The sequence below is a fragment of the Reticulibacter mediterranei genome (genome assembly GCF_016587455.1).
Genome location: NZ_BNJK01000001.1, coordinates 7240634 through 7263886, shown reverse-complemented (window position 1 = coordinate 7263886; position 23253 = coordinate 7240634). Strand labels below are relative to the sequence as shown.

Below are 23253 nucleotides of genomic sequence, written 5' to 3'. Positions count from 1 at the left end.
AGATTACACGTCTGAAGGGGCAGGAAGCCAGCCTATCTGTTGCGCCCATTCATCAGCCTGTGCAATGACGTTCCAGATAAAGGGCTGCTTGGCATCGGTATATGCCTGACGATCCCATTCGTACTGCCTGGCAAGCTCGATCTTGAGATCCGCATATTGCTGTGCGACCAATGGATGAGTGCGCAAGAAATCGCGAAAGAGCAGGGGCAATTGTTCGCTAAAGCTCCCTGCTCTGCGTACGTGAATGTGCGTTCGCCTCTGTCCAATCGATTCACGGAAAAAACGTTTCGTGCGTTCTGTATTCTCCGCATGAAACACATAGCCCAGGCGCTCTAGAGGCAGGCGATATGCCTCTAGAGGCTCAAAGTCGGCTATTGAGATTTGCAGATCAATCACAGGCTTGGCCGCTAATCCAGGAATCGAGGTCGATCCAATGTGATCGATACGCAAAGCTACATTCCCAAGCTCGCGACGAAGCGGCAAGGCTAGCTCTTTGAAGAGATGAGGCCAGGATGCGTCGTAGGGAACGATTCTGATGGGATCATCTGCTTTTTGCGGCATTGGTGAAGATTCCTTTCCCAGTAGGATAGCTCACAGAGTTGCCTGTCCTTGCATAATAGCGGATGTGATCTTGAAATGTAGCTTCGCCACCTTGCGCAACGCATCCAATCCTCCAACGGCGACAATCTCGCGCCCAACTTCGCTGATACGTGGATTGGAGGCTCCTTTGGGCAGATCGATGCCAACGGCTTGCGACAAAACTACCATCTGACGCACAAATTCGGCGCGAGCAATAATTGAGGCTGCGGCCACAGCGAGATCATCCTCGGCCCGATGACGCTGTTCTAATGCAATCTTACACCCTGTTTTGTTCAGTGCCTCACGCACCAGCGCTTCATCTCCAAATTGATCCACAATTGCTCGCTCGCACGGCACCTTCTTTTGCAACGCACAAATGATTTGAGCATGGGCATCAGCCAGCAACAGATTGAGATTTGACCATTGTTGATATAACTCGTTATAGCGCTCCGGCATATAGACACGCATCATCCCCTGCCCACGACACACACTTCTAATCTCTTCGGCCAGCGTGAGAATCGCCGAATCGCTGAGTTGCTTGCTATCTCGCACATTGAGCGCCAGCAACTGTGGTTCGGTCTGCTTATCCACATAGACTGCTGCGACCACCAGCGGGCCAAAATAATCGCCCTTCCCCGATTCATCGCTACCAATCCTGGCAAGACCGGTCATACGTGGCGAAGAGGGTATACTCGTTACATCTTGCAATTGCGGCTGAGTTGGAACTGCGGAACCATAGGCCCATGCTTTGAGCGCTGTTTGCAGCACTCCCGGCTTGCCCTGTACCAGCACCTTACCCGTTTTGTAGAGCGCAACCGGAACCGCCGTTGTTCTATCTGTTATGGTGAATTGATACCCGCTCTGGATCTCTTTTTCCGCTACAATCGACCATCCCCTGTCCTGCACAAATTGCCGAAATGCAACTTTCATTGCCTGTAGATCGACATTCCCCATAATTACCTCCCCTTTATCTACTTGCCATTTCCATTATAACAGATATACCTATTTGGTACGTTGCAAAAAAACAAAAGCCGAGGATTAAGTGATCCCCGGCTTCTTGTCAGGCATTCAAGAGGGTGCGCGTACAGGGTTACATACCTACAGCTTCCTCCTGTGCCTGCGCTACTTTATTTTCCAGGTCCAGTTCGCTCTCCCACACAAAAGCGCTCTTGCTCGGCTCCTCCACATTCCTCACGATATACAGATTGTATCCTGGACCTCGATCTTGCAATTTACATTTTGTTGGGACTTTGTGTACCGGGATAAAACGCTCTATCGTATAGGGCGTCTTGCGAAAGGTAACAGGTGAACCGATAGGATAACTCACGATTTGGCCTCTTTCATTGCAGCGAAATACTAAAGAGTAAATATATGGATTTCATAACCTTACATCAGGTTGTGCTATACGCTCAAACTCCTCCCTAACAGCGCGAAGAGTTGAAGCCGAAAATGAGAAAATCATAGTAGGTATCAATCGATACAGTCAGTTGTTTCATTGATGACACCCCTGTCTCGGCCCCCCAGATGCTTAGCAGAGATGATGGGTGCGTCAAAACATTTACCCCATTGTTAAGATTACATTTTTGGATTGCGCCGATCATGGCCGAGGATGTAGTTGTCAGCGCCCTCGACCAACTATTTGCGCCAAACAGAGATAGTACTTTGTTACCAATTACTACCTCAACAACAACCTTCCTACACTCTTAAAATAGAGGCTATTGCTCTGTATGCTGGTTTGACCTGTTGGCGCTATAATTCTCATACAGAATAATTCTTTAAAGAAGAAATCACGATCTCGAAAGTTCGTAGTGGAGCGATTTATCGCGCATGGGCTGGATTGCGCAATAAATCGCTCCACTACGAACTTTCGAGGCTACCGTTCTTCGATCAAGAAAGCAATCTTTCCCTAGCCCTCTTCGCCCCGTGCCGTGACGATATCGTTTCTGGCAGCCCACAGGTTCAGATCTTGCTTCTGAATGGCAGCTGCCATCAGATCAGGAAACAGATCGGGCGTACAGGCGAACGAGGGGATGCCCATGCTGGCAAGCTGGGCGGCGTTGCGCTGGTCAAAGGATGGCGCACCCCGGTCGCTGAGGGCTAGCAGACACACCACCTGAACACCGCTACCCACAAGCGCCGCTGCTCGCCGCATCATCTCTTGCCGATTGCCCCCCTCATAGAGATCGGTGATAAGCACCAGGATCGTTTGTGTTGGACGCGTAATCACCTGCTCACAGTAGGCCAGCGCACGATTGATATCGGTGCCGCCGCCAAGCTGGGTGCCGAAAAGCAGATCAACCGGATCTTGCAAGTCATCGCTCAGATCCACCACAGAGGTATCAAAGACCACCATCCGCGTGCTGACAGCTTTGATCGAGGCCAGCACTGCACCAAAAATGCCCGAATAGACAACCGACGCCGCCATCGAGCCGCTCTGGTCCACACACAGGACGATATCGCGCAACGACGAACGTTTGTGGCCGTACCCAATCAGTTGTTCGGCGATGATCGTGCGGCGCTCTGGCAGGTAGTTTTTCAGGTTGGCCCGAATCGTACGATTCCAGTCGATCTCGTTTGCGCGTGGACGCCGGGTGCGTGTGGCTCGACTGAGGCTACCACGCACGGCCTGAAGCAGCGGATTCGCCAGTTTGCGCTCCAGTTCTTCCACCACCTTGCGCACCACCTGTCGTGCGGTATCTTTGGTTTTATCGGGAATAACCCGGCTCAGCGAAAGCAGCGTAGCAACCAGATGAACATCTGCCTCCACATTTTCCAGCATCTCCGGCTCTAACAACATCTGCGTCAGATTCAGACGCTGCAAAGCATCCTGCTGCATGACGCGAACGGTTGATGATGGAAAGTAGGTGCGGATATCGCCAAGCCAGCGCGCCACATTGGGTGACGAACTGCCCAGACCTGCCGAGCGATCCGTATCATACAGCGCCTCCAGAACGCTATCCATCCCTTTATCGCGACCGCTCAACGCCATACCGTCTCCTGCACCATCTCCACCAGCACCACCCATGCTCTCTCCAGCACTCTTGCCCAGCACCAGTCTCCAGCGGCGCAAGCGCTCTTGCTCGTCAATTGCCATGCAAGTTCACCCCCATAATCTGTGCTAATACTGGCAGAACGCTCATTGCGCGCCCCTGATGCAACGCCTCCTGACCATGCGCTGAGCCGTGCTGAGCTATCACATGCGCGGAGGATGCCGACAGGTGCTTCACCTTCTCGCCCATTGCGCGTCGCTCCGGTGCCTGGAAGCTGGAAAATGCTCGACGCAAAATGGGTAGCAATGCCTCGAATGTCTCAGCAGTCAGATCGCTCATCCAGCGATCCAGCGCACGCCACAGGCCATCTTGATGCAGCACCAGCATACCACTGCCACGTAGCACACCCTCGACCCATGCCGCCGCCTGTGGTGCTGGAACAGCAGTGGAGAGAGCCAGGCGGGTGAGCCGTTGTAATTCCTCTTCATCCAACACACGCTGCTCCAGCAACAATCGGCAGCAGCGCCCACGCAACAGGCCGTGAATGCCCTCTTTCTCCATCAGTTGGCGCAAGGTCTCCTGCCACTCCTCCCGCTGCTCGTCGCGATTGAGCAGGCCAACACATTCCTGCACCCTGTCGATACTGCTCACCATCTTCTGGGCGGCATCATCGTCGAGCGACGAACACGCTCCGGGCAAGCCGATGATGATACGCTCGAATAACCCATCGATCACGGGGAGAATCTGCTCAGCTCTGGTCTGGCGTACGTCGCCATAGCGAGCCACTCGCGCTAAAGGCGGGAGAGCGCCCATCAAATGCTGCACGTCGGCTGAGACGGCAGCTCGCTTCTGAATGATGGAGAGCAGGCGATCAATCGCTTCAGGCAAGACCGAAAGAATGACCTGATCTAACAATTCGCTCAGAGCTGGTAACTCTTCTGTGTTCTCTGCCTTGTGACAGGCAAAGGCTGTTGCAGCAGTCTCAACGGCGTTGCCCCATATATTAGCCTCGATGATGGCTACCGCAAACTCAACCTGCCATTGCAGCCGCCAGATCTCATGAAAGGTACCACTCTTGCCCGAAACATGCTGAAGCTCGCCCCAGGGAATGTTCAACAACCGCAACTGGTGCAAAAGCTGACTGCGCGCACGATCCGTTTCTTTGCGCAGATCAAGATCAAGCGTCACAATCTCCGTCGATGGTTTGAGGCGCAAGCGGCGCTGTTTCGCTTCCAGATCACGTTGAAGCGGCACGGCTGGTGCGTCAGACGGAACCTCTCCCAGCTTCTCGCCAACTTCGAGCTTCTCATGGATCAGCGCCATCGGCGAAGCATCGCCATTGCACAACACCGTCCTGATCGCTTCGTGCAACTCGGCCAATCCGGGCATCGGACGATCGCGCAGGGCTGAGAGCGCTTCGGCAAGACGCACCGCCTCAATTACACTCGCGGAGGAGACATCGAGCTTCTGTTCACGCAGCAGATGGGCGGCACGAGTCACCCAACGAATCGAGAGGCGATCCGGCGTCGTCCAGAGATGCTCATACCAGCCGGGCGAGGTGACGCCTGCCCCATAGCCGCTACGATAAGAGAGGCGCGAATTGGTCCAGGGAATCCAGGTCGCTGAGACCTTGAGCTTCTTCAGGCCATTGAGCAGCGCCGTATCAGCTTTCGCCGGTCCTGGCGAGACCAGAACGGGGGCGTGCCATGCTCCACACACAACGGCGATACGCTCAAAGCCCTCTTTCTGGGCCGCTCGAATCGTCTGACGCATATAGGCTTCGCGCTGCGCTTCTTCCTCATCTTTTGGTGTTGTATCCGCTCGCAACGCGGTCATCGCTTCCAGAATGCCCTCGAACAGATTGGTCATATCGCGCCGCTGCTCTATCTGCTCCTCCCACCAGAGTTCATGATCGCTATATCCCGCAGCCTCGGCAAGCAGGGCCAGCGGATCGGTATGCCGTACGTCATTGGTATCGCCCGCATCCTGAGCGTCGGGAGCAACCATTTGCGCCTCCTTCAGCTTCTTGCGGGCGCTGGTTGTGGCCTGTTGAGCATCTGGGGCATCAGTCTCCAGAGGTGCGGTCGCCTCCGGTTGGATCGGTGTCTTTGCCAGCTGAATCGCCTGGGGCAGATCCATAAAGCGCGCCGGGATCTGATGTTCCAGGCCATAGCGCAACGCCTGCCATTCCGGTGAGAAATGAGTAAATGGATAGTAGACGGCGCGTTTTGGCTCCTCCGGTGCGTAGATGATCAGCGCGACCGGCGGTTGCATCTGCTCATGGGTTAGCAGCGGCAGCACCTCCTGTGCATCAGGCGGTCCCTCCACCAGCACAATATCGGGCTGGAGCTGCTCCAGGGCGGCGTGTAGACTACGCGCACACCCTGGCCCATGATGACGTATCCCGAAAACATGAATGCTCATGTTAAAGCACCTCGTGGCAGGCGCGATAGAGATCCTTCCATCCGTCGCGCTCTTTGACAACGGTTTGCAGGTATTCAAGCCAGACAACGCGATCCTGAACCGGATCTTTAATAATCGCTCCTGTCAAACCAGCGGCCAGATCGTTTGAACGCAACGTGCCATCGCCATAATAGCCAGCCATAGCCAGGCCGCTGTTAATCACGGAAATGGCTTCAGCGGTTGAAAGGGTGCCGCTGGGAGTCTTGACCTTCGTTTTGCCATCGAGCGTGACACCAGATCGCAGTTCGCGGAAGACTGTCACGACACGGCGAATCTCCTCCAACGCTGGCTTCTCAGCAGGAAGCTCCAACGCGCGACCGAGGCTGGCAACGCGGCGATCAACGATCTCAACTTCTTCGTCCATGCTATCGGGTAGCGGCAGGACAACGGTATTGAAGCGGCGCATCAGGGCACTGGAAAGCTCGTTGACTCCCTTGTCGCGGTTATTGGCGGTGGCGATCACGTTGAACCCTTTACTGGCCTGAACTTCTGTATTCAACTCAGGAATGGGCAATGTTTTCTCGGAAAGAATGGTAATCAGCGTGTCCTGCACTTCGCTGGGGATACGAGTTAACTCCTCAAGGCGTGCGATTTTTCCCTGCTGCATGGCCTGCATCATCGGACTTACCACCAGCGCGGCCTCCGATGGACCTTCCACTAACAAACGAGCGTAGTTCCAGCCATAGCGAATGGCCTGCTCGTCAGTGCCTGCCGTTCCCTGAACGAGTAGAGTCGAGTTGCCGGTAATGGCGGCGGCGAGATGCTCGCTGACCCAGCTCTTCGCAGTACCGGGCAAGCCATACAGCAGCAGCGCGCGATCCGTTGCCAGCGTTGCCACAGCGATCTCGATCAGGCGCGGATTGCCGATATATTTCGGGCTAACAACAAAGCCATTGGGGAGCGTGTCGCCCATCAGGTAGGTGCGCGCCGCCCAGGGCGAGAGCTTCCAGTTGGGGGGCCGCTGACGCGTATCAATTTTCTCCAGTTCAGCAAGTTCTTCGGCATATTGCTCTTCAGCATGTTGACGCAAGACAGCGTTCAGTGCAGTTGTTTCTTTATTCTCAGTTGTGATGTGCGTGCCATTTCCATTTACCGTTGTCATTATTAAATCTCCTCCAATATGCGTTTTTTCAGGCGTATATATGCTTCAAATGCTGTTAATTCACGTTTCCAGTAGGATACTATCCATTGCTTCACGTCTGGTATTTCCCAGGATTGGAGCGCTGCGGCGAAACAGGCAGGTGGCAGCGCCATCTCCATCCCTTTGAGAAAATTCACCCACTCATACCCGTAGTCTGAATCTTTATTGAGAGAATGCAAGTAATCGCGCATGATTTGCAAACAGGTGTGCCCGAATTCTTCGCTCCAGGGCTTCGGGAGAGCCACAGCAGCAGGCATCCATTCTTCGCCGCTTTCGCGCAATTGCAATACCTTTTGCTCTGCTTCTCGCTGTGGCAAAAGGGCCAGGAGACTAGCCTTATGCTGGCGTGCAAAGCTCGATTTTGCTTTTGCCTCTATACCAGCCAGGGTGAGTTGAGAATCAGGTTGAGAACCATCCCACCAGTCAACCAGCGGGGCAATCCAGTGAGCGCTACGGTGAAGCAGGGTTGCATATGACCAGCTTTCGATGAGTTCCAGCACCCAGTGCGTTTGAACGGCGGCATCGAGAAGCTGCTGCGGGGTCAGGCCAAACTGCTCCTCCCAATGCTGAGGCGGCACTTGAGCAAGTACCTTCGTCATCCAGGTAGTACGTTTTCCCTGGATATTATCGCTATTGCTTATGATGCCATCGCGCTCCCATGCCTGATCGATCTCCTCTGGGAGCGTCACAACGAGTTCGTTATTGGTATAAGAGAGTATCGCGTTGGCGCGCGCCCGCATACGTCGGGTCAGGGCAGACTCAGGGAGACGAGCCAGAAACGAGGCAGCGGTAGCACGCACATTGGAGCTACGATCATCGAGTGCCTGCTCAAGAAATGGCTCGTCCTCCATTGAAAGCTGCGTCTCCATTGTCGCGAGAAAATCATTTCTGGCTTCGGCCTTTTCCAGCTTCCACACCTCTACTAACCATGTTCTCGCTTTGGCTGGATCGCTCTGGCGCAAACGCTGGAGAATCTCGGCCCGCTGTCCCTGCGTTCCCTCTTGCCAGATTGTCTCCGCATCAGTCGGGAGCGCCTGGGTCGTCTCGGCCAGGTATTGCGCAACCCAGGACCAGGCCGGGTTAAACTGGCTCAACCAGTGTCCACGTGTGCCCAGCACAGGAACGAGGGCAGCCCTCAGTGCCTTCTTCTCTGCGCCCCGCTGCAATACCTGGGGCAAAAAATCATACGGGAGACGTAAACCAGCATTGCGCATACGTGCCAACGCTTCCAGCAACAGATCGTCCTCGTTTTGCAGCAGCGTATCATCGATAATCTGTTTGACGCGACGAGAGCAATCGGCAAGCGTTTCTGACTCCGCAGGTGGAGGGGCCTCTGGCGCTGCGCCAGCGACTCTCCCGGCCCGGCGATACATGGCCCAGGCACCAGCTGCCAGCAACAATTGTCGCTCAGGTTCACATGAAAGCTGTGCTGCCAACGCGTCAACTGGCGTACTGGTCGTTATGCCCTGATTACCTGCCTGCCCGGTGCCAACGATAGCGGTGGTAACAATAATATCCATACAACCCCTTCAAAATCTCATGTACATTTTGTGGCTTTAAATTTTGTGATACTGGCCTTCCACCAACGCTCCCAATGGTGCAACTGTTTCGCCATTCCACTCACCCGCAAAATCAACGGGACGGCCTCCAGAGCGCACCAACATTTGCCAGTATTCGCCCCTGGTCAGCGGCAATCCCTGACCTTCCACATCGCGCACCCACCACTGATCGCTTCTCTGGTCATAGAGCGGAATAACATTGTTCAACACACATAAAAAGCGCTCCTGCCAGGGCTGACGAGCCAGCAGCACCGCAACACCGGTGTAAAACTCATCTATTGTTGGATAACCAGGAAGGGCAGCTGTGAATGGTATCAGATCGCCATTGCGTGCTTCAATCAGCGCTCGCTGTGGTACTGCGCCCGGCCAGTAGACGAGATTGGCCTGCTGCCGAACGCCGAAGGGGTATGTGGTTTGAAAGCCGCTGCCAGCGATGGAAAATTGCAGGATCATGGCCGGGCGTTTTGTCGCAGTGCCGAGCAACCATGTGCGCTGGGCCTGTCCCCGGTCGATAGTCTCAACGATCTGACCCAGAAACATCCAGTCATCACTCATGCGCTCGCCACGCACCAGCACCTCATCCTCTTTGAGTGACCAGCCAACCAATTGGCGCACATCCTCTTGCAAGCCAGGCTCCAATTGATCAAGCCGCCCATATGCCTGAGTAAGCAAGGCAAGCTGTCCACAGTGCGCCAGGAGCTTCTCAGGCCAGTTTGGAGAAGCGTTAGGGATCGTACCCATTGTTCGTATGCGTGAAGCGAGGCCGGACGCCTGCGCATCCACCATCTGTTTCGCCTGCTGCTCCCAGAAGGTGAAAGGCTGGGTTTCCAGGCTCCCCAAACCGTTGCGCACCAGATCGTTGAGCCAGAGATCAAGGCGCTCAATCCCCTGCACTACCTGCGCTTTACGCTTCTCAACGGTCTTGGCTTGCGCGGCTGGTGAGACTCCCTCGCTTGCTTTCGCCTGAAGCGTCTCTTTGCGCTTCGTGACTGCCGCACGTTTCGCCAGCCACGACACGATCCAATCGGGATGTTCTGCCTCTGGAACGGCGTCAGGAGTATCAATAGCGAGAAAAAGCAGACCGAGACCATGTTTACAGGGCTGCTTGCGGCTGGGACAACTGCATTGAATGGTGAGCGTGGAACATTCGACTCGCACCTGATAGAGTGCGCTTCCCTGACACTCTCCCCAGAGTACCTCTGAACTCTGACCAGTATTCTTCCAATGCTTGCTATTCCCAAGCTTTTTTCCGGCTTTGGTGGAACTTGCATCGGGAGACAGTGCCAATACCTGGTCTGTCGTGATTTGTAACCCCACGAATATATCCCCCCAGAACAAGTATTTTTTGTCCTTTTTGTCTGTCTGTATTGTTGTTCTTTTGCAGTGTACCGAAAACGGCAAGGAATGGGTACTGTGCCAGCCAGAAAAGGGACGAAATGACTAGTTTTTAGCTCTACCGCAGCCTGACCTTCTTGCGCACAACCGGAGTGGTGACGTTGAAACTACTTCCGCGCTGAATACGTGAGATTGATATGCCATGATGTTTTTCATAAAGGCTGTTCACAAGCGAGAGGGGAATGAAAAAGTCATCAAGAGAGATTGGAGGATGAATGATGTGTATTAGCTGTGGATGTAATCATCCCGCTGATAATCATGGAGATAAACGGAATATCACGCTACAAGATATAGATGCGGCGGCTCAGGCGGCTGGCACAACACGCGAGAAAGTTTTACACAATATCTCTGATGTGGCTCAAACCTCACAGCAAAACGCCACATCCTCTGCTCGCCCACGCCAGGATGGATATCTGGAGACAGAAGGCACAGAGGGCTATGGTCGTGCTGAAGAGCGCACTGGAGAACCAGCCAGCGCCAATCCTGCTCAACAAGGATACAACCCGGCTCATAGCGGGGCCAGACATGCAAAAAATCAGCCTGGGAAGCAGGTCGAAACTCCTGGACGCGAGACCGGCACCTCCTGGGGTGATGATCAGCAGATGGGCTATACGACGGATACCCCCGACCGGAGCAATCCCGCTGGCTAAGGGATCAGATGATGAAGAGAAAAGAGCGAGCGGTGCGGGTCTCTCCCCGCCCACTGACGAAGAGGTGAAGTTTATGCAAGAGAAAGCCAAGATCCAACATGTACCTATTAAAGTCTATCGCAGCGCTGATCGCCTCATGATCGCAGCTCCGATGCCCGGTCTGGAGCCGGAAGATATCAATGTCCGGGTCGATGCCAACGGTCACTTGATCATCGATGGCATTATTCGTGGACTCCTCAAGGATATCAAAGAACTTTTGATCGATGAATGGAGCGTGGGAAGCTATCATCGCGAGTTGGATCTGCCTAACACAGTTGATGCAGTCCACGCCAACATCACCTATGGCAACGGCGTGCTGGTGGTAGCATTCCCGATCAGCGAGCAAACGATTCCAGCCAGTCTGATGCTGCAAAAGACTGGAGCCAAGCATGGTGAATATGTAGGTCATACTGGGCACCTATCGTGAAGCACATCCTTTCTCCCAACAAAGAAGGCCCGCATGACCCATATGGGTTATACGCGGGTCTTTCTTTTGATGCGCCATTTCATGAAAGCAAGATTTGCTTTCCACGCTGGCAATCGCTTTGCCAACGGCAAGGAGTCGGCCAGAAATCCCAGCATTCCTCCCACCAGGGCACCAACCCCCCCCCCGATGAGCAATGCAGTATCAATCTGTGGAATGAGGCCACAGATAAGGCCCAGCAGCACACCAATCCCCGCAGGGATACCCCAGCGTATAAGAGGAGCAACCAGTTTTTGTGAGAGATCAACATATGCAGAGCGTTGCAGGTGAGGCAGCAGAGCATCAAGGCTGAGGTGAGCGGCCCCCATGATGCACAGTGGTATGGCAAAAAAGAAAACGAGCATTGCCAGAATGCGACCAGAGACGACGCCTCCCAGACTGCCAAACCAGACAAGGCCGATGAACAAACCAAGACTACCTGCCTGCAACCGTTTTTGCAAAGGCTTCACCCGCAGCATACTTTGCCAGACGGTCGGCAAAATTTCACCATACAGCCGCAATGTCGTGGGGCCGGAGGCTCCCGGCGTGAGATGATAGCTGATATGATAGGTCACATCGTAATGGCTCCCGTGTGCTTTATTGCTGGTATCAATAATTAGCTCCACCGGTTGATTATGATGAAAATGAGTTGGTTCCGCGCTAGCCCCTGCATCATCGCTGCTGATCTGAGCGACGAGAGGGATCAGTTCCTCATCAGCAGTATTGTGTGGGATCACCACATACCGAACAATCTGACCACGCCGGATGCTTCCCAGAAAGATAGGGGCTGCGGTAAGCTGATCCAATACCACACGCGGCGGGAGCGCAGGAACATGGATCATGACTTGCAACGGCATCTCAACAGGAGGGTCATAATTATCCAGATAGAGCATCACTTCTGCTGTATGCGAAACATTATGCGTGAGATGCTGTACATCAAAGCATAGTGGTATTTTTATAGTGGATGAACTTCCAGTCCCCTGTCGTAGGAGGGCAAAGCGCATGGAAGTTCTCTGAGCCTGCAATGTGAGCCAGGGCGTTCTGCTTTCGATGCGACCAAAGGTACAACCTCGCCTGCCGCTATGATAGAGCGTCAAGGCTGCTTCGGCGGGGCGATCCGCGACAAATGTTCCGGCATGAAACAGGCTTCCCCCTTCTCTAAGTTCCTGAATGCCAAAGCGAGGCCGCTCTACCGCAGGATTGAGCAGCAGAATACAGCGCTCTATCGCCTCATCTGGATGCATCCCCGACAGAGAGATCGCCTGGATGATCTCGTTCACACACGCCGCCAGACGATGACGTAAAGCAGCATGCGTGAGATAACCAACCAGCGGATGTGTCATGGCAGATGTGTCGGCAATCCAGGTGTGCGCTCGTTCCCACTCTGCATCGAATCGCTCGGCGATCCCACGCAACGTATAGGTGGGAAGCTCGGTATCATAGCCATCATAGGGATCGAAGAAAAACGGCTGGCGGATCAACAGATCAAGCCCCTCATCGTCTGCCTGTTCCCCTGACTCGCTCTCCTGATCCTGCTGCTTGAATACGATCAGTTGTTGATCATAATGCTCGCGTGTGGCCTGCCCGGAAAGAAGATGCTGCCGTATCCCCGGTATCAACACATTGATGGCATAGCGAGCGCTCTTCATCGTGAATGGATTATTGAGCTGGAAGGTCATATTCTGTTCGTACTGCTCCAGTGCCTCTTCGATATCGGCTGTATCGGCATCTTCTGTCACCCCCAGCACTTCATAGTAATTGACAAAAGATTGCTCGATAGAATCGACCATCGTTCACTCCTTCCCAGGCGGGTTAACAAGATTGGCATATCGTCTCCGTATGTAGCGCTCAGCATAGGTGCGAATAAGCGTCATAACATGAATGAGCAACACCATACACAGACTTATAAGCAGGCCGCCACCAATAATCCAATAGGGAGAGGCGTTGCTTTCTGCCGCCGTTGGGGGATGAATGATACCCCAGAACAACATAAAAACGCATAACAGCGGCACCAACTTATTTCCAAGCTTTTTGAATATTCCGGCACTCTGTTTCTCTGTATAGCTTGTATGGCCGCGTCTGAAGCCTGTATACGCGCCAATTCCCCCGGTTATCAGGCCAACGAGCAGAAGGAAGAAAAGATTCAATTGGTGTCCCATCTCTGCCGCCCCAATCACGCAACTCATCAACGCTATTCCAGCGTTCATCGCTCCATGCTGAACCTGATCCTGCCAGGGAGCATAGAAAGGAGCGGCCAGGGCAGACGTGAAACCTATCACAAGCCCTGCCAGCACTGCACCAGTCACAAAGTTCCACACAAAACCGGGGAAGTCTCCTCGCAGCCCCCAGAGCCAGAGCTTGCCTCGTAAGCCCTGGAAATAGGTCATGGTGGTGATCGTTAATGGATATTCATGAAGTATCGGTGGTTGTCCCACTTCACGCCATTCCACGATGCGCAACGCCTGACGATACGTTTTGCCTCGATCCAGCGCCTCCAGATTGACCAGTTTGATAGAGTGAGATGCGGGCGTTCCCGTGCCCAGCCTGCCGCTAATTGCAATCCGCTCTGCCGCCGGCGGTACAATACCAGCCAGTTGCAGCCAGCTGGGAGCCGCCAGATCTGGCTTGAGGATTTCAAGCGTGAGACTCGAAAAGCCGCGCGTGTTGCTGGTCACTTGCAGCATAATCGGCTTATGGGCCAGCTCACGATCCCAGGCTTCCAGCACAAACTTATTCGCAACGCCATCAAAGGAGACGAGCAGTGCAGGACGGGCCAGTTGTGGCACAACCTTTTCCAGCACCAGCTCCAGCCCCAGACCGCGCCTGTATTGATCATGCTCATACGCTTTGATGCACGCCTGATAATATTCCTGAATGCCCTCACAGTGCTGAACCTGCTCAAGCCAGAGCAACATCGCTCCCGTATAGAGGTGCTGCTCCCCGCGATCCCAATAGCGATCACAGAGCTGTATCAGTTCAGCGAGCGTGGTTACTTGCGGCACCTGCGAGAACGGCTCCCAACTTTCTTGCGCATAGAGGCGAAAAGGGCGCTCCGGCGAGAGATGATACAGAATCTCATTCAATAAACGGAAATCCGGGACGCTGGACCGTGCCATCTGGTGAACATTGCCAGCCAGCGTGCGATTTTCAAGTTGAAAGAGAATCCAGTGCTGCAACTCCCCCTTGCGCAACAGGCGCTCTCCATCCTGCCAACCCTCTCGACTTTCCTCACATGCGACCACGAACTCTTGAGCCGTATATACCTGTTGCTCGCCAATGGTGAGGGCGCTCCCCTTTGGCTGCGCGTGCGGGGTTGATGGTCGCTGCTTCTCCAGAAACTCAGGATCGTTGATCAGCTCTTCCTGCCAGATTCGCAAGCGCTCGATCATCAGTTCTTTTTCTTCCGAATCCGGCTCAAACATCCAGAAGCGCATCTTATCCGCCAGTGCAATCTCAACCTCGTCAACCGAAGCATCTGCTGCAATGCCAAGCAAGGCAAAGATACTATTCGAGTTTCCATTACTTCCTGTGGGCTGATGAACGGGGATGTGCAACTCAAGCGGTTGCAGCGTCCCACCATCGGCCCAGGCAATCCGTTTCCCTTTGCGCTCCTCTTCCTGGCGACATGCGTTACAAATGTAGAGATGGTTTTGCATCTCCAACAACGGAGTATCGACGGAAGGAGATTTTCCGCACTTGATACAACGCGGATCGATCTGGAGACGAGGTTCGTGCAACGTGGACATGGACAACTCCTGTCAGCGGTCAGTCTGGCATCTGTTCATCTATCGCCTGCGCTACTTCGACCAGTAAATGCCCCGGATGCCAGGCCTGCACCACGTCCGGCTCCACCCACTGCATCTCCCCACCATTGGGAGTCCGCACCTGAACCTTTGGCGGCGTGATTGGATACCCCATCGGGCAGTGAAAGATAATGGTGAGAAACCCTATCCCTCTGGGTGAATAGGCTTCCAGCACCCATTCAGTGCTGCCCGGAACAGGTTTTCCGTTCGCATCAAAGATGGGAGTCTGCTGTCCCTTCCCGGCACACAGGAAGCCTGCCATTGTGAGTTCCGTTATCTCCTGCTCCTGGCGCGTTTCGCTGATGGATGCGCCGCTCTCCTGTCTCTGAGGCGCTGGTGGCAGTGGAGGTGCTTGAGGCACAGTTCCCTGGTTGCCGATCGGGAACATCAGACCGTCAGTGTTGACCAGCGTTGGATAACTGGCAGATGGCGGTTGGGCAGGCGGTGCGGGAGAGAGCGAACCCGACACGCTAAAAGCAGGCGCGTAACCGGGTGGTAATGATTGGCTGCTGTTTGGCGCGGTTCCTGCTGGTGGCTGCCCACTGGTGCTAAACGGTTGAAGATAGCCAACTGAAGGGGCTGACGGGGTCTGTCCAGGTTGCCGTTGTATATGTGGCTGCTGGATGTTAAGCGCGGGATCAAGTCCCACCGCCAGCATCAGCTTGCGCAACTCGGCGTCGCGCTCAATCAATTCCTTGCCGATTGTGCTATCCTGCAATGCCAGAATGGACGGAGCGATATTGAGAATGTGGCCCTGATCGATAAAGCCGTGCATGACCTCGCGATCCCGCTGTCTATTGGCCTGGGCCTCAAGCAACTCTCGGCGCGCTCTCTCCACCAGCTTATACATTTCCAGCATCATGCGGTCATGCTCTTCGTTGGCCTCAACCGCCGTCACAAACACATCTTCCACTCGCAACCCGCTCAGGATGGCCGCATCGTCCCGGCCTCCCTGTAAGCGCTCCTTGACGTAATCGCGCAAGGTTGTCGCCCACGCGCCATACTGATCATAGGGGAGCTTGCCAATAATTTCTGCCACAATATTATGAAATGCCGAATAAAAAACGGCGAGCGGCTCCTGCAAAGAAAGGAACTTATCAATATTTGCGATCTGGCAGGCCAGTTCAACTTGAGCGGTGACATTGCAGGCCAGATCAGAATTAGCCGCACCTGGCGCATCATGTGGTAACAACGGCCCCTTGACGCGCCCCTGGGCTACGGCAGGCAGCAGGACAGTGCGCAGGTTGATGCGCTTAACCTGCCAACTGCCCCAGATGATATCCCAATTCCACAAAAAATGCGGTCCCGCTGGCAGTATCTTATATTGCTTCCCATCGCGATAGACTACCATTACCGTATTATCTTCAACATGTGTGCGAAGGAGGAAGCGCAAGAAGAATTTGTCGGTAATATCCCCTTTCCCCTTCTTCTCATCCCCTGGCTCTTCGTCGTTCAATCCATCGGAGACAAAGAGCTTATGTTGCTCTTCCAGGTTCAGCAGCTTCTTTGCTGGCTGCTGCTTTGCTATCTTCTGCATAAATATATCTACTGCCTTTCATCTGGAGGGAACATGCGTCTATATGCGCTGTAAGTTGCCTGGGAGATCTCTCCCGGCAAGGTTAATCTGAATCTGTACCAGTCCGCTGCCATCCTGCCTCATCATGACGGTGGCGTGTGCGCCGCTCGGCGTGCCAAGGGGCAATGCCAGCGAGATCTGGCCCAGATATTCTTTCGCAAGCAGTTGCGTGCCATCACCAGTATATACATCAATAGGCGGAAATGTAGCTGTTGAACCAAGTATCCGCACCGGAACAGGCTGGCTCCACGCATTCAGCGCATCGCCAGGACGGAGCATCACCAGTTTAATAGCTTCACCTCTTGCATTTTTCACTGCAATACCCACCGGATAGCTCACACAATCGATCACCAGCCCCTCTTCTGCCAACAGTTGTAGAGCCGGGGTGTGCTGCTGCGGTGCCTCTTGCCTCTGTCCGTTTTGCCCCTGCACATCCTTTTGCACTTCAGCATACGCGGCTGCTTGATAAGCTGCTCCCAGCGCAACGCTCAAATCGAGATCGAGCGTGGCCTCTGGCCGACGACCAAAGAAGCGGGCCAGCATCTCCTGGACGGCGGGAATGCGCGATGATCCACCACAGAGCAAGACCTTCTGAATATCAGACGGAGTTTTGTGCGCTCTCTCAAGCGTTTGCTCGACCACAACTTGCAATTGGAGCAAAAGCAATCCAACCAGACTTTCAAATTGCTTGCGCGTCACCTCCAGTTCCAACAGACTACCGTGAGGAGGTGCAAGCATTACTCGCGTACTTTGAGCGGCACTCAAACGGCACTTTGCCGCCTCTGCCACATTTACAAGCTGGTCATAGGCAGCGATATCGTTGGGATACGCCGTTTTTGTTTCAATCTCATAGCGGCGTCGGAGCGAGGTTGCCAGCGCATTGGTAAAGTTGATGCCCCCAAGCTCCTCAATTCCTTTCGTTGCCAGGACGCGTGATTCGTGCGTGCCAAGTTGTAAAATGGTAGCATCAAAGGTGCCACCGCCAAGATCGAAAACGAGCGCCGCGCCTGGTTCCACCTGCTGACCATGCGTATAGGTCAATGCTGCCGCACTTGGCTCGTTCATCATTTGCAGGACGTGCAGGCCAGCTCTCTCGGCTGCGGCTTTGGTGGCGCTACGTTCGCGATCTCCAAAGTGAGCGGGAACGGTTATCACGGCATCGCGTACAGGAAAACCAAGCAGGGTAGAGGCATCATGTACCAGTTTGGCAAGGATGGCGGCAGAGACTTCGACCGGATCAGTCCTGTAACCGTTTGAGACCAGACCGCCAACTGGTGGACGACCCATCATGCGCTTGACGCCGCGGATGAGCGACCCTGTGAGCCGTTCGCGCTCTTCCCCGCTCGCAGCTTGCACCATATCAAGCGCTGGTTGCCCAACAAAAAAGCTGCCATCTCGCCAGAGGGCAACTGATGGCGTGGTGAACATACCCTCAGCATTGGGAATAGGACGGGCCACATTGTCAGCGTTGACAATCGTAATCGAAGAAAATGTCGTACCCAGATCTATGCCAACTGCACGTTTCATCTATATTTCCTTGAACAGTTATTGAGAGGTAAATGCTATTCATCAACATGTTGTTACACAAACATTGCAGAGCAATACGTAACCCCTTGATCCCCTCGTAAGGAGATATGTTGAGATGATACTCTAAGTTCGGCTTAATTACAATGCACTAGAACACATTACGCATGCTCTAACTCATCAATAAACATGGCACGCCGATGAGATCTTTATGGCTATCCTCTATCTCTTTCATCGGACAATCTCAGCGAGAAATAGCAGATATTTTTTCTGATGGCCGATTTTTCTCAGCGTTTGACTTTTTCGTAACGTTTAAGAGACGCATCCCCAGTATAGTATAGTCAACAAAGCACGGACAGGTTCACGAAATGCTCTCCTGGCAGGACGTTTCAGGAGAGATGCAATTGATACACCGATATATATACAATACATAAAAATGCAAGCGAAGCTATCAATTGCTATTTTCTCTCGCGTGAACAGTAGAAAGACAAAAAGGGGTGTTAGTATGCTGCAAATAGCGATTGCAAAGCAGATCAATTTGGAAGATGCCTCATTTACAACACTTTTTCAATCAGAAGATGTAGCAATTTGTGATATGAGTCTGGCTACATTAGAAAAACATTGTTTAATAGAAATTGACAGTTATTATCATAATGCATTATGTAATGAAAATTATGGGCTAGAAATGTTTCGGCGCGCAACGGTGCTACACGACCCCTATGCATGGGAAGCACTACAGCGCTGCTTCTCTGGAATAGCTCGAAGCTGGCTCCGTCGCCATCCGCGCTGGGAAATGGCCTGCGCCATCGATAGCGAAGAAAACTATGTTGCTCAAGCATTCACGCGTTTATGGTATGCCAGCACAAAAAACGAGAATTTGCATTTCCAGACCCTCTCCGCAGCGCTCGGCTATTTGCGTGCCAGCCTCAATGGGACGATTATGGACACCCTGCGCAGCTATTCGCGGCCAAAGGAAATGGCGTGGCCGGAGACAGATTCAACCGAACTGGTCATGGACGAATTAGACGAGACTGAAGAACTATGGACTATTATATGCAGCATGCTCTCCAACGAACGCGAGGTCCGCGTGGCCTACCTGCACTTCCGCTGTGGCCTCAAAGCCAGGGAAATCCTGCAATTTTGCCCCGAAGAGTTCAAGGACGCACAAGAGATCTATAGCATTCGCCGCAACATGTTCAAACGATTGATGCGTAACGTCGATCAAATCCGCTGGCGGCTCGGTGCTGGCGATTAAAAACATGCCATTCTTTACCGTAATAATGAAATAGCTCGGTAATACTGGAGATGTCGTAGTCGAGCGATTTATCGCGGGGGAAGCCTGTCATCGGCTTCCCCCGCGATAAATCGCTCGACTACGACATCTGGGAACATTGTATTCGTTATATGTTCATTGTCTCTTATCTATTACCAGTAAACGATAGTTTCTCCTGTGAGCCGTTCCGATTGCGGGCCAACCAGAAACAGAACGGCCTCAGCCATATCTTCAGGCTGCCCAATCCGTTGCAAGCGAGATTTCCCCTCCTGTCCGCTCACAGTGCGTGTTGCCAGAAAGCGTCCCGTATAGGTTGGCGGGGGCGCAATGCAGTTGACGTTGACATCATAGGGCCGCATCTGTTCGGCCAGACAGCGCGTGTAGTGCGCAATAGCTGTCTTCGCCGCCGCATAAATGATGCCACCTTGCACTGGCACATGCCCGGCTGAGGAACCAATATTGACGATCTTGCCTGCCCGCCGCTCGCGCATATGCGTGCCTACATATTTACAGCTATACATCGTGGTGAGCAGGTTGCGCTCAACGACTGAGCGGATATCATCAGGGTCGATATCCAGTGCATCGTTTGGCACCGGACGCGGTGTATGCGCGCCAATATCGCCACCGGCATTGTTCACCAGAATATCGATCTGCTGAAATGTCGTAAGCGCCCGCTGTACCAGTTGTTCCACTTGAGTTGGCACGCTCAAGTCGGCGACAAGAAAGAGCGAACGACGCCCCAGAGCGCGGACCTCATCAGCCACCGCCTGACCCGAAGCAGCCTCACCAAATTGAGCTGCGGCCTGCTCATCGATATCATGAATAATTACGTCGGCTCCGGCACGCGCGAGGTGCAACGCATAATGACGCCCTAAGCCACGACTTGAACCAGTGACCAGTGCAACTTTGCCTGTCAGGTCTCCCTTTGTCATGTTGTGTACCCTGTCTGCTTTCTACTGAGATCTCTGCTCGTTATTTGCGAAGCGATGGTTGAAGGATATGAATATACGCCAGACTTGCCGCCAGCTGCCGCTGCTCGTACTCGACAATGGCCTCTACCGGCTCCTCGCGTTCAAACGGTGTTCGCCAATCGCCGATGGGTTTTGCATTGGCCTGGACCATACGCAACACCTCGGCCAGTTGAGCCGCCGTGCGCGCCGGATACTCAGGCCAGTAATCATCGGCCAGCACGCGAATATGACGAGCTTCTAACGCACCCAGTTCTATTGACATAGTAACGTCTGGACAGGCGGCAGCAAAAATATCGAAAAGCGCTGGGAAATCGATCACGCCCTGTCCCAGCGGACTGCGGACGAGTCGATAACCTTCCTCGCTCAGATAGATCCAGTAGTCTTTCAAATGAACATTCTTGAGATAAGGGGCAACGCGTCTTGCAAAATCGACCGGCTCTTCCGCCGTTGCCAGAGGATTGCCAGCATCCAGCGTGAGGCCAAAACGTGGTGACGCAATGGATTCGCACAGCCAGAGCAACTCTTCGGATGCGAGATCCTGGTGATTTTCGACGGCCAGATTGACCCCGGCCCGTTCCGCTACCGCTGTTGCCTCGCGCAGTTTTGCCAGCACCTCTTGTAGAAACGGCTGCCAGCGTCCCGCCAGATGTCGGCGATCACCACCGATTTTCGCGCCCCCGATCACCGTTCGCACGGTTGCCGCCTGTAATTGGATCGCCAGATCGATTGCCTCGGCCAGCTTTGCAGGATCATAGCCACCGGCGGCCAGAGTGATAAACAGCCCATGCTCCTGAGCATAACGTGTAACAGTAGGGATATCTGAGTTTTGCAGGAGCGTTGCCGGCAGTTCGACGCCCTGAAGTCCGGCTGCAAGTGCCTGATCCATTAATTGTTGAGGAGTGATGAGAGGACGCCCGGAGGCTGGATGCAACCCCATACTGAAAGTTGTACCATAAACTGAAAGACCAATGCGCATAGAATGATTTTCCTTTGCCAGTGAAACAAATGCTATGATTGATGCGATAACGACTTATTCAGCGGTCCAACCACCATCAACGACCAGTGCCGCGCCCGTCATAAAGCTGGATGCATCGGAAGCCAGGAAGATAGTAGCACCACCCAACTCATCAGGATTACCCCAACGCTTGAGCGCAATATGATCGATAAAGAACTGGTTCGCCTGCGGATTATTGAGAACGGGAGTGTTCAGTTCAGTGGCGAACGGACCCGGACAGATAGCATTAACCGTCACGTTATAGCTTGCCAGTTCCAGAGCGACAACGCGCGTCAGCTGGATCACGCCACCTTTGCTGGAACAATACGCGCTACGTTCCGCTAATCCAGCTATTCCCAGCATAGATGCGACGTTAATAATGCGACCAGAGCGCCGCTCTTTCATATGACGTGCAACGGCACGAATGCAGAGGAACGGTGCCTTCAAGTTGGTGCTCTGTACCAGATCCCAACTTTCCTCGTCAAACTCTTCAATCGGTTTGCGAATATTGATGCCAGCATTGTTGACCAGGATATCGATATGCCCGAACTCTTGCAGCACCGTCTGCACCATGTTTTCCACCTGGGTGGCATCAGTGACATCCACTGCCAGCCCCATAGCCCGACGACCGGTGGCCTGAGCAATGGCAGCGGCGCTCTCCTCTGCTCGCTCCTTCTGGCGACTGGTCACAATCACATCGGCCCCTGCCTCCGCAAGCGAGCGTGCCATAACCAGACCTAACCCCCGGTTTCCACCGGTGACTAACGCAACCCGACCATCCAGTTTAAAGACTTCCAGACCCATGAAAGCTTTTTCTCCTTACGACTATAAATAAACTCACTACAAATACTTCCTACGATAAATAATAAGTTTCATATGTGTGCCAGCGAGTTAGCTCTCTGGCAAAAGGGGTGATGCCCAGCCACGCAAGATCATAGAGGGAAAGCTTCTGGATTGCATAACCCTCTGAGAGTTGTTTTTCCTGTTTCAAGCCTAGCAGAGGGCGAAACGCATAGAGGGCAGTGGAGATATCATAAACGCGCTCATTGTTTTGCAGTTCATAGGCAATGAGCATATAGCGCGGCTCGTCCGGCACAGGGCACCAGGGCTTCGTCATGACCAGATGCTGTTCGACATACTCGCGATCAATGGGATGCAGAAATGGTTCGCTGTAGCTCTTTTTAATCGAGGTCACATATTCAGGAATAGGGGAAGGGCAATAGCCAGGAAAGTGGATCTCCGGCGTCACGGTTCGCACCGACCACATTCTGGGTTGAAAGCCCTGTTGTGCATAGGGCAGAGCAAGCTCATACGCTGGAGCTAGCGCCTGTTTCAATTCGGCAAGGAACGCAGCCTTATACTGATACTTTTCCTTAAAGACCACCCATTCCTTTTTCGTTTTAGTATAGAGCAGCGCCAGATCGTAATGAGCGATCTGCATTGTGCAAGAAAACTGTTTGCGGCCATCGGGATACATCATCAACTGCGGCTCAAAGCTGATGGTTTTCTCTTCATCTTCGCCCAACTCGGCATGCTTCTCACGATCCCATTGCTCAAATAAATCTGCAGTAATACGCGCAACTTCTTTATAGAGCGCTCTTTCGCTCACACGCTCTTTACGCGCAAGCTCAGCCACAATCGTTCGGTTGCTCTTTTTGCCTCCGTAGCGCGCCTCGACAGCCGCTACATATTCATCGATAGGTCTGAGAGGTTTACTCATATGTCCCTTTCCTTTTTCATCACGTAACCAGACGGCAGCACCCCGGACCCATAAGCATGATCCTCAGAACACATGCGTTATGTGCAAGTATAACACATGACAGCGGGCGAACG

Annotated in this window: 19 protein-coding genes; 3 read left to right on the top strand and 16 right to left on the bottom strand. The window is 53.5% G+C overall.

Annotation, left to right across the window (positions count from 1 at the left end; all coding sequences use genetic code 11):
- Window positions 1–3: 3 nt before the first annotated feature.
- From K3T83_RS31440 to K3T83_RS31405, 8 genes are all read right to left on the bottom strand, one after another.
- Window positions 4–561, bottom strand: coding sequence for a GrpB family protein (locus tag K3T83_RS31440; RefSeq protein ID WP_220206873.1), 558 nt, complete (start codon window positions 559–561; stop codon window positions 4–6).
- 30 nt (window positions 562–591) lie between these two features.
- A complete protein-coding gene (gene rnhC / locus K3T83_RS31435) occupies window positions 592–1533 on the bottom strand; it encodes a ribonuclease HIII (RefSeq protein ID WP_220206872.1) in 942 nt (313 codons plus the stop codon).
- Between the two features lie 136 nt (window positions 1534–1669).
- Window positions 1670–1906 carry a hypothetical protein gene (locus K3T83_RS31430; RefSeq protein ID WP_220206871.1) on the bottom strand — a complete coding sequence of 79 codons (237 nt, stop codon included), beginning with the start codon at window positions 1904–1906 and terminating at the stop codon, window positions 1670–1672.
- Between the two features lie 579 nt (window positions 1907–2485).
- A complete protein-coding gene (locus tag K3T83_RS31425; protein WP_220206870.1) occupies window positions 2486–3673 on the bottom strand; it encodes a VWA domain-containing protein in 1188 nt (395 codons plus the stop codon).
- Window positions 3663–5993 carry a DUF5682 family protein gene (locus K3T83_RS31420; RefSeq protein WP_220206869.1) on the bottom strand — a complete coding sequence of 777 codons (2331 nt, stop codon included), beginning with the start codon at window positions 5991–5993 and terminating at the stop codon, window positions 3663–3665. The genes K3T83_RS31425 and K3T83_RS31420 overlap by 11 nt, the downstream gene beginning before the upstream one ends.
- A gap of 1 nt (window position 5994) precedes the next feature.
- Window positions 5995–7134, bottom strand: a complete 1140-nt coding sequence (locus K3T83_RS31415; protein ID WP_236065026.1) for an AAA family ATPase — start codon at window positions 7132–7134, stop codon at window positions 5995–5997.
- 2 nt (window positions 7135–7136) lie between these two features.
- The gene (locus K3T83_RS31410) at window positions 7137–8693 is read right to left on the bottom strand and encodes a DUF5691 domain-containing protein (RefSeq protein WP_220206868.1); all 1557 of its coding nucleotides are present in this window, start codon (window positions 8691–8693) and stop codon (window positions 7137–7139) included.
- Between the two features lie 36 nt (window positions 8694–8729).
- Window positions 8730–10049, bottom strand: a complete 1320-nt coding sequence (locus K3T83_RS31405) for an SWIM zinc finger family protein (protein WP_220206867.1) — start codon at window positions 10047–10049, stop codon at window positions 8730–8732.
- 293 nt (window positions 10050–10342) lie between these two features.
- Here K3T83_RS31405 and K3T83_RS31400 point away from each other — a divergent pair, with 293 nt between their 5' ends.
- Both K3T83_RS31400 and K3T83_RS31395 read left to right on the top strand, forming a co-directional pair.
- Window positions 10343–10777, top strand: coding sequence for a hypothetical protein (locus tag K3T83_RS31400; protein WP_220206866.1), 435 nt, complete (start codon window positions 10343–10345; stop codon window positions 10775–10777).
- Between the two features lie 73 nt (window positions 10778–10850).
- Window positions 10851–11243, top strand: a complete 393-nt coding sequence (locus tag K3T83_RS31395; protein ID WP_220206865.1) for an Hsp20/alpha crystallin family protein — start codon at window positions 10851–10853, stop codon at window positions 11241–11243.
- A 47-nt stretch (window positions 11244–11290) separates the two neighbouring features.
- Here K3T83_RS31395 and K3T83_RS31390 read toward each other — a convergent pair whose 3' ends face one another.
- The 4 genes from K3T83_RS31390 to K3T83_RS31375 are packed head-to-tail and all read right to left on the bottom strand — an operon-like array spanning window position 11291 to window position 18185.
- On the bottom strand, window positions 11291–13069 hold the full coding sequence (locus K3T83_RS31390; RefSeq protein ID WP_220206864.1) for a hypothetical protein: 1779 nt from the start codon (window positions 13067–13069) through the stop codon (window positions 11291–11293).
- A gap of 3 nt (window positions 13070–13072) precedes the next feature.
- Window positions 13073–15025 (bottom strand): hypothetical protein, encoded by a 1953-nt coding sequence (locus K3T83_RS31385; RefSeq protein WP_220206863.1) that lies wholly within the window; start codon window positions 15023–15025, stop codon window positions 13073–13075.
- Between the two features lie 19 nt (window positions 15026–15044).
- Window positions 15045–16619, bottom strand: coding sequence for an SPFH domain-containing protein (locus K3T83_RS31380; RefSeq protein WP_220206862.1), 1575 nt, complete (start codon window positions 16617–16619; stop codon window positions 15045–15047).
- 39 nt (window positions 16620–16658) lie between these two features.
- Window positions 16659–18185, bottom strand: coding sequence for an Hsp70 family protein (locus K3T83_RS31375; protein ID WP_220206861.1), 1527 nt, complete (start codon window positions 18183–18185; stop codon window positions 16659–16661).
- 502 nt (window positions 18186–18687) lie between these two features.
- Between K3T83_RS31375 and K3T83_RS31370 the strand changes: the two genes are divergently transcribed.
- Window positions 18688–19437 carry a hypothetical protein gene (locus tag K3T83_RS31370; protein ID WP_220206860.1) on the top strand — a complete coding sequence of 250 codons (750 nt, stop codon included), beginning with the start codon at window positions 18688–18690 and terminating at the stop codon, window positions 19435–19437.
- Window positions 19438–19607: 170 nt separating this feature from the next.
- On the opposite strand, the gene K3T83_RS31365 is transcribed toward K3T83_RS31370, so the two are convergent.
- The 4 genes from K3T83_RS31365 to K3T83_RS31350 are packed head-to-tail and all read right to left on the bottom strand — an operon-like array spanning window position 19608 to window position 23140.
- A complete protein-coding gene (locus K3T83_RS31365; protein ID WP_220206859.1) occupies window positions 19608–20387 on the bottom strand; it encodes an SDR family NAD(P)-dependent oxidoreductase in 780 nt (259 codons plus the stop codon).
- Window positions 20388–20427: 40 nt separating this feature from the next.
- Window positions 20428–21402 carry a sugar phosphate isomerase/epimerase family protein gene (locus K3T83_RS31360; RefSeq protein WP_220206858.1) on the bottom strand — a complete coding sequence of 325 codons (975 nt, stop codon included), beginning with the start codon at window positions 21400–21402 and terminating at the stop codon, window positions 20428–20430.
- 54 nt (window positions 21403–21456) lie between these two features.
- Window positions 21457–22224, bottom strand: a complete 768-nt coding sequence (locus K3T83_RS31355) for an SDR family NAD(P)-dependent oxidoreductase (RefSeq protein ID WP_220206857.1) — start codon at window positions 22222–22224, stop codon at window positions 21457–21459.
- 49 nt (window positions 22225–22273) lie between these two features.
- Window positions 22274–23140, bottom strand: a complete 867-nt coding sequence (locus tag K3T83_RS31350; RefSeq protein WP_220206856.1) for a hypothetical protein — start codon at window positions 23138–23140, stop codon at window positions 22274–22276.
- Between the last annotated feature and the right edge of the window lie 113 nt (window positions 23141–23253).